General features: G+C 71.2%; 12 protein-coding genes. 3 read left to right on the forward strand and 9 right to left on the reverse strand.

Going from position 1 to position 13,718, the window contains the following annotated elements; all coding sequences use genetic code 11:
• The 4 genes from QSK36_RS07795 to QSK36_RS07810 form a co-directional block, all read right to left on the reverse strand.
• On the reverse strand, positions 1-800 hold an 800-nt coding region (locus QSK36_RS07795), incomplete at its 3' end, for a family 1 glycosylhydrolase (protein WP_285781856.1).
• Positions 797-1,687 (reverse strand): carbohydrate ABC transporter permease, encoded by an 891-nt coding sequence (locus QSK36_RS07800; protein ID WP_182903770.1) that lies wholly within the window; start codon positions 1,685-1,687, stop codon positions 797-799. The genes QSK36_RS07800 and QSK36_RS07795, both read right to left, overlap by 4 nt.
• Position 1,688: 1 nt before the next feature.
• Positions 1,689-2,615 (reverse strand): carbohydrate ABC transporter permease, encoded by a 927-nt coding sequence (locus QSK36_RS07805; protein ID WP_285781857.1) that lies wholly within the window; start codon positions 2,613-2,615, stop codon positions 1,689-1,691.
• Positions 2,616-2,684: 69 nt separating this feature from the next.
• Entirely contained in the window at positions 2,685-3,953 is a 1,269-nt protein-coding gene (locus QSK36_RS07810) for an ABC transporter substrate-binding protein (RefSeq protein WP_285781858.1), read from the reverse strand.
• Positions 3,954-4,194: 241 nt separating this feature from the next.
• On the opposite strand from QSK36_RS07810, the gene QSK36_RS07815 reads away from it, so the two are divergent.
• Positions 4,195-5,220: a LacI family DNA-binding transcriptional regulator gene (locus QSK36_RS07815; protein WP_285781859.1), complete on the forward strand. Its 1,026-nt coding sequence runs from the start codon at positions 4,195-4,197 to the stop codon at positions 5,218-5,220.
• 27 nt (positions 5,221-5,247) lie between these two features.
• Here QSK36_RS07815 and QSK36_RS07820 read toward each other — a convergent pair whose 3' ends face one another.
• Complete coding sequence (locus QSK36_RS07820; RefSeq protein ID WP_285781860.1) at positions 5,248-6,201, reverse strand: tyrosine-type recombinase/integrase; 954 nt, start codon at positions 6,199-6,201, stop codon at positions 5,248-5,250.
• A 97-nt stretch (positions 6,202-6,298) separates the two neighbouring features.
• Here QSK36_RS07820 and QSK36_RS07825 point away from each other — a divergent pair, with 97 nt between their 5' ends.
• The gene (locus QSK36_RS07825; RefSeq protein WP_285781861.1) at positions 6,299-9,346 is read left to right on the forward strand and encodes an AfsR/SARP family transcriptional regulator; all 3,048 of its coding nucleotides are present in this window, start codon (positions 6,299-6,301) and stop codon (positions 9,344-9,346) included.
• Positions 9,347-9,351: 5 nt separating this feature from the next.
• Here the strand turns inward: QSK36_RS07825 and QSK36_RS07830 are convergent, their stop codons facing one another.
• Both QSK36_RS07830 and QSK36_RS07835 read right to left on the reverse strand, forming a co-directional pair.
• The gene (locus tag QSK36_RS07830) at positions 9,352-9,780 is read right to left on the reverse strand and encodes a glutaredoxin domain-containing protein (protein WP_182903775.1); all 429 of its coding nucleotides are present in this window, start codon (positions 9,778-9,780) and stop codon (positions 9,352-9,354) included.
• A gap of 108 nt (positions 9,781-9,888) precedes the next feature.
• Positions 9,889-10,458 (reverse strand): TetR/AcrR family transcriptional regulator, encoded by a 570-nt coding sequence (locus tag QSK36_RS07835; protein ID WP_285781862.1) that lies wholly within the window; start codon positions 10,456-10,458, stop codon positions 9,889-9,891.
• A 79-nt stretch (positions 10,459-10,537) separates the two neighbouring features.
• Between QSK36_RS07835 and QSK36_RS07840 the strand changes: the two genes are divergently transcribed.
• Positions 10,538-11,905 (forward strand): DHA2 family efflux MFS transporter permease subunit, encoded by a 1,368-nt coding sequence (locus tag QSK36_RS07840; protein WP_285781863.1) that lies wholly within the window; start codon positions 10,538-10,540, stop codon positions 11,903-11,905.
• 79 nt (positions 11,906-11,984) lie between these two features.
• On the opposite strand, the gene QSK36_RS07845 is transcribed toward QSK36_RS07840, so the two are convergent.
• On the reverse strand, positions 11,985-12,689 hold the full coding sequence (locus tag QSK36_RS07845; RefSeq protein ID WP_285781864.1) for a Clp protease N-terminal domain-containing protein: 705 nt from the start codon (positions 12,687-12,689) through the stop codon (positions 11,985-11,987).
• 89 nt (positions 12,690-12,778) lie between these two features.
• A complete protein-coding gene (locus QSK36_RS07850) occupies positions 12,779-13,651 on the reverse strand; it encodes an aldo/keto reductase family oxidoreductase (protein ID WP_285781865.1) in 873 nt (290 codons plus the stop codon).
• Between the last annotated feature and the right edge of the window lie 67 nt (positions 13,652-13,718).

Below are 13,718 nucleotides of genomic sequence, written 5' to 3' on the forward strand. Positions count from 1 at the left end.
GCCCCGCCGAAGAGCGGTTCGGTGAACTGCCGGTTGACCAGCAGGTCCATCCGCCGCGCGGCCCGGACGTCCTGCGGAGAGGCAGTCACCGGCACGGTCGGCGACATGTTGAGCGTCACCCCGACCTGCTGACCGGGTCTGGCCATCTCCCGCAGGCGCGCGACGGCCAGGCCGTGGCCGAGCAGCAGGTGGTGGGCCGCGGCCAGCGCGCCGTGCCCCTCCTTGGCGCCCGGCGCGTGCCGGCCCTCGCCGTAGCCGACGATGGCCGAGCAGTACGGCTCGTTCAGCGTGATCCAGTTCGAGACCGAGTCGCCGAGGGCGTCGTACATCACCTCGGCGTAGTCGGCGAAGCGCTCGGCGGTGTCGCGGACCCGCCAGCCCCCGCGGTCCTCCAGCGCCTGCGGCAGGTCCCAGTGGTAGAGGGTCACGTACGGCTCGATGCCGCCCTCGCGCAGGGCGTCCACGAGCCGCCGGTAGAAGTCGAGCCCGCGCCGGTTCACCGGTCCGCGGCCGTCGGGCAGCACCCGCGGCCAGGCCACAGAGAATCGGTAGGCCCCCGCCCCCAGGTCTTTCATGAGATCGACATCTTCTTGCCAGCGGTGATAGTGGTCGCAGGCGAACTCGCCCGACTCGCCCCGTGCCACCGCGCCGGGCACCCGGCAGAAGGTGTCCCATATCGAGGGCCCCCGGCCGTCGGTGTCGACGGCCCCCTCGATTTGGTACGCCGCGGTGGCCGTGCCCCACACGAAGCCGGCGGGAAAGGTCCGCGGCCGGGTGAGGCTTTCCTCGATCGCCGTCATCCCTTGATCGCCCCTGACATGATTCCTCCAATGATCTGCCGGCCCAGGGCCGCGAAGACGGCCACGACGGGCACGGTCGCAAGCACCGTGCCGGTGAGCACGAGCGCGTAGTCGGTCGTGTAACCGCTGGCCAGCGAGGAGAGCGCGACCTGCACGGTCGGGTTCTCCGGGGTGAGGACCACCAACGGCCAGAAGAAGTCGTTCCATGCCTGCATGAACGTGAACAGCCCGAGCACGGCCGCGGCCGGCCGCGCCGCGGGCACCACCACGTGCCAGAACAGGCGCAAGGTGGAGCAGCCGTCGATCCGTCCGGCCTCCAGGAGTTCGTCCGGCACCGCGCTCGACAGGTACTGCGTCATGAAGAAGACGCCGAACGCCGTGACCAGGCCGGGCACGATCACCGCCTCCAGTCGACCGGTCCAGCCGAGCTCCGCCATGAGGATGTAGAGCGGGATGATCCCGAGCTGGTGTGGCACGGTGGTGGTCGCGATGGCCATGACCAGCAGCGACGTCCGGCCCCGGAAGCGGAGCTTGGCGAAGGCGAACCCGGCCAGCGTGGAGAACAGCACGACCGAGACGGTGACCGAGCCGGAGACGATGAAGGAGTTGAGCATCGCCTTACCGAACGCGGTCGTGTCGAAGACCCGCGCGATGTTCTCGAACAGGTGCCCGCCGGGCGTCAGGACGGGAGGCACGCGGGCGATGGCGTCGTTGTCGTGCGACGCCACGATGAGCGACCAGTAGACGGGGAACAGGGAGCCGAGCAGGACGGCGACCAGCGCCGCATAGGTCCAGAACCCGGCCGAGCGGCGCCCGCTGTGGGAGCGGGCCGCCCGCGAGCGGGGCACGCGCGCCTGCCGGGGGGCCTCGGTGATGATCGTCGTCACGTCAGCTTCTCCTGATCCGGCGGGTGACCGAGTAGTTGACCAGCGCCATGACCACGATGATCAGGCACAGGGTCCATGCGATGGCCGAGGCGTAGCCGAACTTGTACAGGCTGAACCCCTGCTCGTAGAGGTAGAGGCCGACGGTCTGGAACTGTCGGTCCGAGCCTCCCGTCGGGTTGCCCGTGCCGGCTTGGAACAGCAGCGGCTCGGCGATGATCTGGAAGCCGCCGATGGTGGACACGACGGCGGTGAAGATGATCGTCGGTCGCAGCATCGGGATCGTGATCTTCCGGAACTGGGTGAACTGGCCGGCCCCGTCCAGCGTCGCGGCCTCGTACAGATGGTCGGGGATCGTCTGCATGGCGGCCAGGTAGATCAGCGCGTTGTAGCCGGTCCACCGCCAGATGACGATGAGCGAGATGGCGATGTGCGAGGACAGGGTGCCCGCCTGCCAGTCAACCGGTTCGAGCCCCACCAGATCGAGCGCCCAGTTGACCATGCCGAAGTCACGGCCGAAGAGCTGGGCGAAGATGATCGTGACGGCGACGATGGACGTCACGTTGGGCAGCAGCACGCCCATCCGGAAGAACGTGCGGGCACGCAGGCTGCGGTTGAGCATGTGCGCGATGAACAGGGCCGCGAGCAGCTGCGGCACGGTGGACAGCAGCCAGATGCTGACGGTGTTGAACAGCGCGTTCCAGAAGTAGTCGTCGGTAAGCAGTTCGGCGTAGTTCGCCAGCCCCACCCAGTGCCGGGTGGGCTCCAGCAGGTTCCAGTTCGTGAGCGAGACGTACGCGGTGTACAGCAGCGGGAACATCCCCACCGCGCCGAACAGCAGGAAGAACGGGGCGATGTAGAAGTACGGCGAGCCCTTGACGTCGAGCTGGTAGGCCCAGCGGCGCCGTGGCCCGGATCGTGCGAGGGGCATGGATCCATCCCGGGGGAAGGGGTGAAGGCGGGCCCTGACCTCCCGCCGTCACCCGGCTTGGCTGGGCGGCTACTGCTCGATGCGCTCGACGTCCTTGAGCATCTGCTCCCAGGCCTGCGGACCGTCCTGCTTGCCCTCCTCCACCCGGTTGATCGCGTCGCGGATGGCGGTCTGGATGTCGCCGGCCCGCGGCCCCTGGTACTGCGGCTTCAGGTTCAGCGCGGCGGTGGTGAAGACCTGCCCGACCGGGGCGTCGTTGAAGAAGGCGTTCTTCAGGTTCTTGACCTCGGGCTTCTCGTACGTCGCCACGGTCGAGGGCAGGATGCCGTGCGCCTTGAACACCTCGATCTGCTGCTCGGGAGCCGTCAGCCAGGTGATCAGGTCCACCGCCTCCTTCACGTGCTTGCTCTGCGCCGGAACCGTCAGGTAGGAGCCGCCCCAGTTGCCGCCGCCGCCGGGGATGGCCGCGATGTCCCACTTGCCGGCGAATGCCTTGGCCTGGTCCTGGATCTTCGCGAGCATCCAGGCGGGACAGGCAACGGTGGCGAACTGGCTCTTGGCGAAACCGGTGTTCCACGCCGGGGAACTGCCCACCAGCTTGGCCGACTCGCCGTCGGCCACGGCCTTGAGCACCTCGTCGTACGCCGAGCGGACCGCCGGGTTGGAGGCGACGATCACCTGGTCGGAGGTGTCGTAGTAGCCGGTTTCGGCCTGTCCGATCATGGCGTTGAAGATCTGCGCGGCGCCGTCGAAGAAGCCGGCGCCCGCCGGCTTGTTCGCGGTGTACTTCTTGCCGGCCTCGAAGTACGACGCCCAGTCCGGCCAGAGCTTGCTCACCTCGTCGCGCTCGGTGGGCAGGCCGGCCTTCTCGAACAGGTCCCGCCGGTAGCACATGGCCAGGCCGCCGACGTCCGTCCCGTACCCGATCTGGGCCCCGTTCTTGGCCACCGACGCCTGCCACTTCCACGGCAACCACCGGTCCTTCAGCCCGTCGGCGCCGTGCTTGCGCAGGTCGACGAAGCGCTCCGGCTGCGCCCTGAACTGGGCGATGAAGCCGGTGTCGATGCCCTCCACGTCCGCCGCGCCGCTGCCCGTCGCCAGATGCGCGGCCAGGTTGCGGTGGTGGTCGTTGTACGCCGAAGTACGCTCGACGATCTTGATGTTCGGATGGGCGGCCTCGTACTTGGCGTACAACTCCTTGAACCCCATGTTTCCGAACAGGTTGAGGGTGAGGGTGATGTGGCCGTCGCCGGACGAGCCGGACGAGCCGCCGCAGCCGGCGGTGAGCACGCCGACGGTGAGCACACCCACGAGCAGACGAAGTTTCGCAGCAGACACCGTGAACTCCTTGGCAGGGAGAAGGGGGGTGGCTGCGAGATGCGACGGTCGAGCCGTGGCAACGAGAAGCATCGACCGATACGCCCGCCATAAGACATAACAGCAGCACGCGATGTCAAATCACGAAAATGTAACGCCGATGAAATTTCCGGCCACCTTGACAGACTTCCCGAGATTGCGTAATTTCCTCGAAACCGGTTACATGAAACCGGTTGCAGCGAGATGCGATAGCGTTCGATCCGTGGCAACGATCAGAGAGCTGGCACGCCTGTGCGGCGTGTCCCCGGCAACCGTCTCCCGCGTTTTCAACAATCCGGAGGTAGTGAACGCGAAGACCAGGACACAGGTTCTGCGGGCGGCGCGTCAGATCGGTTACCTGCCCAACGAGTCGGCCCGCACGCTGGCCACCAAGAAGTCCTTCATGGTCGGCCTTGTGTGGGACACCGACCACCGCCGCCCCGGCTGGCGGCACCCGTTCTTCCAGGAAATCCTCATCGGCCTGAAAACCGCGCTCAGCGGGCGCGGATACCACCTGCTCATGCTCGCCACCAGCGGGGACATGAACGGAGAGCGGACCGACGACGCCTTCGTGCGCGCCGTGCGCAGGCACAACCTGGACGGCGTGGTGATGATCGACAGCGGCACGTGGGATCCCTCACTGCGGCGGCTGGCCGAATCAGGCGTCCCGTGCGTCAGCCTCGACCGTCCCGTCGAGGGGCCCCGCGCCACATACGTGACCTCGGACAACGCGGGGGGCGCCCGCCTGGCCGTACGGCACCTGCACGAGCAGGGGCGCCGAGCCATCGCCACGATCACCGGCCCCGCGCACACCCGACCGGGCGCCGAGCGCCTGCGGGGCTACCAGGACGAACTGGCCCGGCTGGGGCTGCCCCGCCGGCCCGAGTTCGTAGTCGAGGGCGACTTCTACCTGTCGGGCGGCCACGCAGCGATGCGCCGCCTGCTGCAGGCCGACAACCGGCCCGACGCCGTGTTCGTCGCGGGCGACGAGATGGCCGTCGGCGCGCTGCGCGCGATCGGCGAGGCCGGCCTGAAGGTACCCGAGGACATCGCTCTTGTCGGGTTCGACGACATCGAGGTGGCCGCGCTCGTGCCGCCGGGCCTGACGACCGTCGCGCAGGACAAGGCCGGATTCGGCACCGCCGCCGCGGAGGCGGTCGTCTCCATGATCACCGGCGCGGACACCCCGCCACCCCGGATCCTGCCGGCCACGCTCGTCGTGCGAGGCTCCAGCACGCCCCCGCTGTGAGACACGGGCGAGTGCCGCCACATCGGGTCAGCGGGCGGCGCCGGGGACGCGGAGCCGGTCGACGGCCTCGCGGCGGCGCCGCTCGGGCCGCCGGTCGTAGCGCGCGGTGGTGGCGGGGGAGGCGTGGCCCACCAGGGCCTGGGTGGTGGCGAGGTCGACCCCGGCGTCGAGCAGTTCGCCGATGAACGTGCGCCGGAAGTCGTGCGGCGTACGGGGGGACGCCCCGGCCGCGGCCAGACGCCGGGAGACGATGTCGGCGATGGCCTGGCCGGTCATGTGGGCCAGCCGTAGCCGCCCGCCCTTGTTGATGGGGCAGAACAGGGGGCCCGTCGCCCGGCCGCGTACGGCGAGCCAGAGGTCGAGGCGTTCGACGGCTTCCGCGGTCAGGTAGACCAGCCGTTCCTTGTCGCCCTTGCCGCGCACCCGCAGGGAGCGCGCGTGAGGATCGAAGTCGGCCAGGGTGAGCCCGGCGATCTCGGCGCGGCGGCAGCCGGTGGAGTAGAGCGCCGCCAGCATCGCGCCGTCGCGGCGGCCGGCGGGGGAGTGGTCGCCGTCGCACACCTCGAGCGTGGCCGCCAGCGCCTCGGCCTCGACGTGCCGTCCCGCCGGAACGCGGGTGTGCTTGTAGGCGGGCAGGTCGGCGGCCCGCTGGTAGTCCTCGCCGCTCATCAGGCCGAGCCGCCACGCCTCCTTCAGCACGCGGCGCAGGGCGACCAGGTGCTTGTTGACGTGGGAGGGCGACCAGCCCTGCTCCCGCATCAGCGTCCGCAGACGGATGGTGTGCTCGTAGCGGAGCAGTTCCCAGGGCTGACCGGCGCCGGTCGCCTCCGGGTCGCCGGTGATGAGGCGGGCGACGCGGTCGAGACAGCCCTTCATCGTGCGCTTGGACTCGGGGCTCTGCAGCGCGTCGAGATACACCTGGTAAGGGTCGCACTCTGGCCGTGCGGGGGTGTTCCGCTCGGGGACGGCGGGGGTGTTCATCGCCTCGATCCTACTATGAATCTACATTGTAAAGGCAGGCGGTTAATGCAAGATCATTTACGCCGCCGATCAAACCCTCGGCGACAATGAGGCAACCATGCGAATCGGGATTCTCGGGCCGTTGTGGGTGACCGGCACCCAGATCAGGGGCGTGCGCCTGCGCGTGCTGCTGATCCGGCTCGCTCTGGAGCCCGGCAGGGTGGTCACCACCGAGAGACTCGCCGACGACCTCTGGGGGGAGCCGCCGGCGAACCCGGCGGCGGCGCTGCACTCCCTGGTGTCGCGGCTCCGTCGTGAGCTGCGGGAGGGGCTATCGGGTGCCGTGGTGTCGCATCCGGCCGGTTACCTGCTCGACGTCCCGCCACAGGAGGTGGACGCGGCGGAGTTCGAACGCCTGGTGCGCGCGGGCCGGGCCGAGCGCGATCCCCGGCGTGCCGCCGACTTCCTGCAGTCCGCCCTGTCGCTCTGGCGCGGTGCGGCGCTCGCCGACGCGGCGGATCTGTCGTTCGCGCGGGCGGCGGCGGCGCGCCTGGAGGAGTTGCGCCTTTCCGCACTGGAGGCCCGGGTGACGGCCGATCTCGCCGTGGCGGACGCGGCGGCGGCCGGAGCGCTGGTGGCGGAGCTGGAGGAGCTCGTCGCCGCGCACCCACTGCGAGAGCCGTTCCACGCCCTGCTGATGCGGGCGCTGCGCGCGGCGGGGCGACGCGGGGACGCGCTGGAGACGTTCGAACGCGTCAGGCGGCGGCTGGCGGACGAGCTGGGCGTCGATCCCGGGGCGGAACTGCGCGCGGCACACCTTGAGGCGCTGCGCGACCTGCCCGCGGCGCCGGCCTCACCGCGGCGGGCCGTACGGGGGAACGTGCCGGCGCCGGTGACGCGCCTGGTCGGGCGGCGGGAGGACGTGGCACGGGTGCGGAGCCTGCTGTCGGCCGCCCGGCTGGTCACGCTCACCGGACCGGGCGGCGCGGGCAAGACCAGGCTGGCGGTGGAGGTCGCGGGCGGGCTCACCGCCGCATCGGGCGTGTGGCTGGTCGAGCTGGCCTCTGCCGGTGATCCGGCGGACGTGGCCGCCGCCGTGCGGGCGACCATACCCCCGGCCACGCCCGAGCCGGACGGGGACGTCGCCACGCGGCCGGCCGCGTCGCCGCTCGACGCGCTGGTGGAGGCGCTGGCAGGCCGGGAGCTCGTGCTCGTGCTGGACAACTGCGAGCACGTCGTGGACGGCGCGGCGGCGGTGGCGGAGCGGTTGCTGGCGGGGGTGCCGGGGCTGCGGATCCTGGCGACCAGCCGTGAGCCGCTCGACGTCCCCGGCGAGCATCTCCATCCGGTGCGGCCGCTGGCGCTGCCCGGCGACGGGGTGGACGCGGCGCGGGCGCTGGAGTTCCCGGCGGTGGCGTTGTTCGCGGAGCGGGCGTCGGCGGCGCGTCCGGGGTTCGCCGTGGACGACTCCGTGGTGGCCGATGTGGTCGCGGTGTGCCGGGAGCTGGACGGCCTGCCGCTCGCGATCGAACTGGCGGCGGCCCGGCTGCGGTCGTTCACGGTGCGGCAGCTCGCCGAGGCGGTGGGGGAACGGCTGACGCTGCGCGGCGGCCGTACGGCGGGGCCGCGGCACCGGACGCTGCGGGCGGTTATCGACTGGAGCTGGGGTCTGCTGTCACCGGGGGAGCGCGTGGCGTTGCGCCGGTTGTCGGTGTTCGCGGGCGGGGCGACGGCGGAGGCGGCGCTGCGGGTGTGCGGGGCCGACCTGGAGACAGTGGCCTGTCTGATGGACAGGTCGCTGGTCGTGGTGGCCGAGCCGGACGGGCCCGCGGACCGGGCCGCGCGGGTGCGTTACCGGCTGCTGGAGACCGTCCGGGCGTACGCGGCCGAGCGGCTGGAGGAGGCGGGCGAGGCGCGGGCCGTGCGGGACCGGCATCTGGGCTTCTTCATCGAGACGGCGGAGGAGTCCGAGCCCGGGTTGCGTACGGCCGATCAGCTTCGCCTGCTGGCGATGCTGGACGCCGAGCGGGGAAACCTCGACGCGGCGCTGGGCCACGCCGTGCGGACCGGGCAGGAACGACGGGCGCTGCGGCTGTTCACGGCCAGGTTGTGGGCGTGGACGGTGCGGGGACGGGGCGACGAGGCGGCCGGGTGGGCGCGGGCGATCCGGGCGGCGCTGGGTGATGTCGCGCCGCCCGGGCTGGAGCTGTCGCACACGTTGTGCGCGCTGCTGGCGTCCGAGGGGCCGTACGCGCCGCCGGAGGCGCTGCGTGTGGTCGAGGAGTCGGGCCATCCCGTGGCGTTGTGGGCCTGGATCGTGGGGGTCAGGCCCTCGGGCGGGGGCCTGGAGCACTGGCGCAGGGCGCTTGCGGCGATGCGGGCGTTCGGCGATCACGAGGACCCGTGGGCGCGGGCGACGGCGCTGCTGATGGGTGGGATCGGGGAGTTCGAGTACGGCAGGGCGGGGGCGAGGGCGGCCGAGGCGTGGTTGCGGAAGGCGCTGGCGGGCTACCGCGCGCTGGGGGAGCGGTGGGGGCTGTCGCTGACGCTGTACTGGTTGTCGCTGGCGGCGGAGAACCGGGACGACGCGGGGGAGGCGCTGACGCTGCTGGAGGAGGCGGCGGAGCTGGCGGGGTTGATCGGCGGGGTGGACGCGGTTCCGGTCCCGTTGATGCTGCGGGTGCGGCTGGCCCAGTTGCGCGCCCGTACGGGTGACCTGGCGGGGGCGGAGCGGGAGCTGGCGCGGGCCGGCGAGGTGGCCGGCCGTACGGGGGATCGGGTGGCGGCGGCGCGGGTGCGGCAGGCCGCCGGGGAGGTGGCGCGGCGGCGGGGGGCGCTCGGTGAGGCGGAGGGCCTGCTGGTGGAGGCGCTGGAGCTGGTCGGCGGGCAGGCGGGCGTGCCCGCGCAGTTCCTGGCCACGGTCCATGTCGAGCTGGCGCGGGTGCGGGCGGAGCGTGGTGACCGCGAGGCGGCGTGGCGGTCGTTGCGTTCGGCGCTGGAGTCGTCGGGGCGCGCGGGTGACGAGACGGTGCGGGCGATGGTGCTGGAGGCGGTCGCGGAGTGGTGCGCCGGGGGCGGAGACCTGTCGCGTGCCGCGCTGCTCGCGGGTGCGGCGCGGTCGCTGCGGGGATTGGAGCTTACGTCGCGTGTCCGGAGCAGCCGCTGAGGTCGTCAGGGCAGTTGCGCGCGCACCCATCGAGGGTCGGGGTTGACGTGCGGCTCGCCCGCCACCACCACGGTCGGCACCGTCTCGTCGCCGCCGGTGGCGGCCCGGACCGCCGCGGCGCCGTCCGGGTCGCGCCAGATGTCGACCCAGTGCATCCGGTAGGCGTGGCGGCCGAGCCGCGTCCGCAATCGGAGGCAGTAGCGGCAGCCGGGGCGCCAGTAGACGATCGGGCGGCCGTCGGTCTCGCTGCGGCGCTGCGCCTCCGCCGCGCTGACGGACCTCGGGAAGACGAGTGGGGACAGCAGCGCTGCGGCCAGCAGGAAGATCAGGAGCAGCGTGACAGCGGCGCCGGGGAGCCCCTTGGTGACCTGCCGCGCCGCCGCGGCGAGCCCGACGGCCACGAAGAGGATCGGCAGCATCCATCGGCGCAGCATGGCGATCACGCTAGCGCACCGGCCCGTGGTGCCGGCGGTCGCGGCCCTCGAGGTGGCGGTCGAGGTGGGCGACCGCGCAGAGCAGTCACGCGCCCGCGCCGGACTGGATCAGGCGAGCAACCGGTCGACCAGCCCGTCGAGGTAGTCAGGGGTGAGCGGGCCCGCGTCGAACAGGACGCGCATGTAGATCGGCGCCAGGAGATGGTCCAGCACCTCCAGTGCGTCGGGCGGGTCCTCACCGCGGTCGCGGGCGCGGTCGAGCATGGCCTGCAACTGTCTGGTGCGGTCGGCCAGGAGCTCGTCGCGCGCCTGAAGGCCCTGCTGACCCTCGCCTGACAGCGCGATGGTCAGCCGCACCACCGCCAGGCCGTCGGGTCCGTTGACCTCGCGGGCCACGATGGCGGCGTAGGTGCGCAGGTCGCCGGCCAGGCTGCCGGTGTCAGGCATCGGCGCCTGCGCGTTGAGCCGGGTCAGCAGCACATCGCTGAGCAGGGCTTGGAGGTTGCCCCACCGGCGGTAGAGGCTGGTGTCGGCCACGCCCGCGCGGGCCGCGATTTCGCCGATGGTGAAGTTTCCGTAGCCGCGCTCGCTGACCAGCTCGGTAACGGCCGCGTGCACCGCCGCGCGGACCCGGGCGCTGCGTCCGCCGGGCCGCCTGGCCCGCCCCTGCTCGTCCATGCCCCCACCTTAACGCAGTCGAGACTTGCGTTAGAGTCTCTGTTAACGCAGTCATTGACTGCTTTTAGGAGGGATGTGTGTGAGAGCGTTGCTCACTCTGACCTGCGCAGGTCAGTTCATGGTGCTGCTCGACAACACGATCGTCGGCGCCTACGTGCTGCTGGTGGCCATGCTGCTGCTGTCGGGCGGCGTCTTCGCCGACCGGTTCGGCCGCAGGCGGGTGTTCCTGACCGGGGTGGTGGTGTTCACGGCCGCGTCGGTGGTGTGTTCGCTCGCGCCTTCGATCGGCTGGCTGATCGTCGGGCGGGTGTTCCAGGGTGTGGGGGCCGCGGCGCTGAGCCCCGCCTCGCTGGCGCTGCTCGCCGCCGCGTATCCCGCCCCGAGGGAGCGCGTCAGAGCGATCGGGTTGTGGGCCGGGTTCAGCGGCATCGGCCTGGCCGCCGGACCGCTGGCGGGCGGGATCCTGGTGGAGGCCTTCGGCTGGCCCGCCATCTTCCTGGTCAATGTGCCCATCGGGGCGGTCCTGCTGCTGGCCGGGCTGCCCGTGCTGGGGGAGTCCCGCAACCCGAGCGCGCCGCCGATCGACGTTCCCGGCACGGTCCTGTCCGTCGCGGGCGTGGGCGCTGTGACCTACGGCCTGATCGAGGGCGGTTCCCGCGGCTGGACCTCGCCGGTGATTCTGGGCAGCTTCGCCGCCGGGCTGGTGCTCCTGGCCGCGTTCGTCGTGGTCGAGGGTCGTGTGTCGACGCCGATGCTGCCGCTGCGGCTGTTTCGTCAGCGGCTGTTCACGGTGTCCAACACGGCGATGGTCGTGGTCGGGTTCGCGCTGATGGGGTCGTCGTTCTTCTTCTCCCAGTTCTTCGTCTATGTCCAGGGCACTTCGATCCTGGTCGCCGGGCTGCGGACCCTGCCCACCTCGCTGGCCATGGTGATCGTCAGCCCGTACGCGGGCCGGTTCGCGGCCAGGTACGGCTTCCGCGTCGTCGTCAGTATCGGCCTGGCCCTGGCCGGGCTGGGGCTGCTGGCGCTGGACTCCGTCCACGCCGATACCGGCTACGGGAACGTGTGGTGGCGGCTGGCGGTCGTCGGCATCGGGTTCGCTCTCACCATGTCGCCGCTGACCGGGGCCGCCATCCAGGCGGTCAGCCCGCAGGAGGGCGGCCTCGCCTCGGGCGTCAGCAGCACCACCCGGCAGATCGGCGCGGTGCTCGGAGTGGCGGTGCTCGGGGTGATCGTCCACACGCGGGAGTCCGGCGGCGCCTCCTTCGGATCCGGCCTCAACAGCGCCTTCCTCGCGGCGGGTGCTGTAACGCTGGCCTGCGCCGTATTCACCGGCCTGTGGCTGACCGCGGCCCGGACGCCGAGGGGCGTCCGGGGCGAACAGTCAGGAGGCCAAGCAGTCGGTGAGCCGCTGCTGACAGCTCCTCGCAGTCGGCCCACGTCCTGAGCCGCTCATCGCCAAGACCCTGCACATCCCGCACCTGGCCGACGAGCCCGGCGGTCCGCCGCGGCGACTGATCGTTTCGTTATTGCTTGTCGCGCGCGGCGGACCGTTTGGTGATCTCGGTCTTGACCGTCTCGTGCAGCTCGTCCGACGTGAAGCCGAGGTTGCGCAGGATCTGCGCGGCCAGGCTCTCCTCGGCGCGGATCAGGCCCAGCAGCGTGTGCTCCGTGCCGACCCAGTCGTGACCGAGGTCGGCGGACGCGCGGGATGCCTGCTCGATGGCCTCCTTGCTCTCCGGCCGGAACGCGATGTGACCCCGCAGCGCCTTCTGCCCGGCTGGCGGCATCGCTTCCTCGATCGCGTCGCGGATGCGTTGCTCCGACTCGGTTTTCGCCATCAGCACCTCGTACGCCAGGCCCCGCGGTTCGCCGAGCAGGCCGAGCAGGATGTGTTCGGTGCCGATGAAGTCGTGCTTGTGCGTTCGGGCGGCCTCCTGCGCCAGCACGATGCTGTGCCGGTTCAGGTCGGTGAACCGCTCGAACGCGTTGGGCGCGTGGCGTTGCTGGGCGGCCTGTTTGGACACCCCGATGGCGTCGCCGACCTCGCTCCACGACGCGCCGGCCTGCCTGGCCTTGCGGACGTAGTGGTCGACGAGCTGGTCACCGAGGTCGGACAGGGTCTGGGCACGAAGGTGTGCCTCACTGATGCGCGCCAGGTGATCGGCGTCGGGGAGTTCCTCGTCGAGACGGGCGATCAGGTCGGCGAGGCTGATGTTGAGTGGGCTCATGCGTCAACCGTAGGTTGACGATCCGCCAATCGTCAAGCTGTAGTTGACGGATGTTCCGGGCGTGCCGGGCACGGGCCGCGATACCCCGCTCAGTTGCCGATCTTGTCTAGCTCGGCGAGTTCCTCGTCGGAGAGCGAGAGTCCGGCGCCGGCGACGTTCTCGCGCAGATGCGTCACCGAGGAGGTGCCGGGAATCAGCAGGATGTTCGGCGACCGCTGCAGCAGCCAGGCCAGGGCGACAGACATCGGCGTCGCATCCAGCCGGGCGGCTACGGCCGACAACGCGGAGGACTGCAGAGGGCTGAAGCCGCCGAGCGGGAAGAAGGGCACGTAGGCGATGCCCTCTTCGGCGAGCTCGTCGATCAGGGCGTCGTCCTGGCGGTAGGCGAGGTTGTACATGTTCTGCACGCACACGATCGGCGCGATCGCCTGTGCCTCGGCGACCTGTTCCGGCGTCGCGTTGCTGACTCCGAGGTGGCGGATCAGGCCCTGCTGCTGGAGTTCGGCGAGCGTCTCGAAGGGCTCGGCGAGCGAACCGGGCTGGGGTCCCCGGGCGTCCCCGAGCCGGAGGTTGACCAGGTCGAGCACCTCGAGGCCGAGAGTTTCGAGGTTCTCGTGGACGGCGCGGCGCAGGTCTTCGGGCTTACGGGCCGGGGGCCAGCCTCCCTGCTCGTCGCGGATCGCGCCGACCTTGGTCACGATGTGCAGCGATTCCGGGTATGGGTGCAGCACTTCACGGATCAGCTGGTTGGTGACGCGCGGCCCGTAGGCGTCGGCGGTGTCGATGTGGGTGATGCCGAGGTCGATGACCTCGCGGAGGACTGCGAGTGCGCTGTCGTGGTCGGCGGGCGGGCCCATGACCCCGGGGCCGGCGAGCTGCATGGCGCCGTAGCCGAACCGGGTGACGGTCAGGTCACCCAGGGTCCAGGTGCCGCCGGGAAGCGAAGTGGAGAGCGTGCTCATGCCTCTGTCTTTCATGGTTGAGCTGGATGGTGGTGCCTCAACGGCTCCTTGCTGCAGTATGGATAGG

The organism is Microbispora sp. NBRC 16548, assembly GCF_030268985.1.
Lineage (GTDB): Bacteria > Actinomycetota > Actinomycetes > Streptosporangiales > Streptosporangiaceae > Microbispora > Microbispora catharanthi.

What these genes read in the sequence shown, in the direction of transcription:
- QSK36_RS07805 (WP_285781857.1), bottom strand. Translation starts at nt 2,615, where the DNA reads ATGCCCCTCGCACGATCCGGGCCACGGCGCCGCTGGGCCTACCAGCTC.
- QSK36_RS07820 (WP_285781860.1), bottom strand. Translation starts at nt 6,201, where the DNA reads ATGAACACCCCCGCCGTCCCCGAGCGGAACACCCCCGCACGGCCAGAG.
- QSK36_RS07825 (WP_285781861.1), top strand. Translation starts at nt 6,299, where the DNA reads ATGCGAATCGGGATTCTCGGGCCGTTGTGGGTGACCGGCACCCAGATC.
- QSK36_RS07830 (WP_182903775.1), bottom strand. Translation starts at nt 9,780, where the DNA reads ATGCTGCGCCGATGGATGCTGCCGATCCTCTTCGTGGCCGTCGGGCTC.
- QSK36_RS07835 (WP_285781862.1), bottom strand. Translation starts at nt 10,458, where the DNA reads ATGGACGAGCAGGGGCGGGCCAGGCGGCCCGGCGGACGCAGCGCCCGG.
- QSK36_RS07845 (WP_285781864.1), bottom strand. Translation starts at nt 12,689, where the DNA reads ATGAGCCCACTCAACATCAGCCTCGCCGACCTGATCGCCCGTCTCGAC.
- QSK36_RS07850 (WP_285781865.1), bottom strand. Translation starts at nt 13,651, where the DNA reads ATGAGCACGCTCTCCACTTCGCTTCCCGGCGGCACCTGGACCCTGGGT.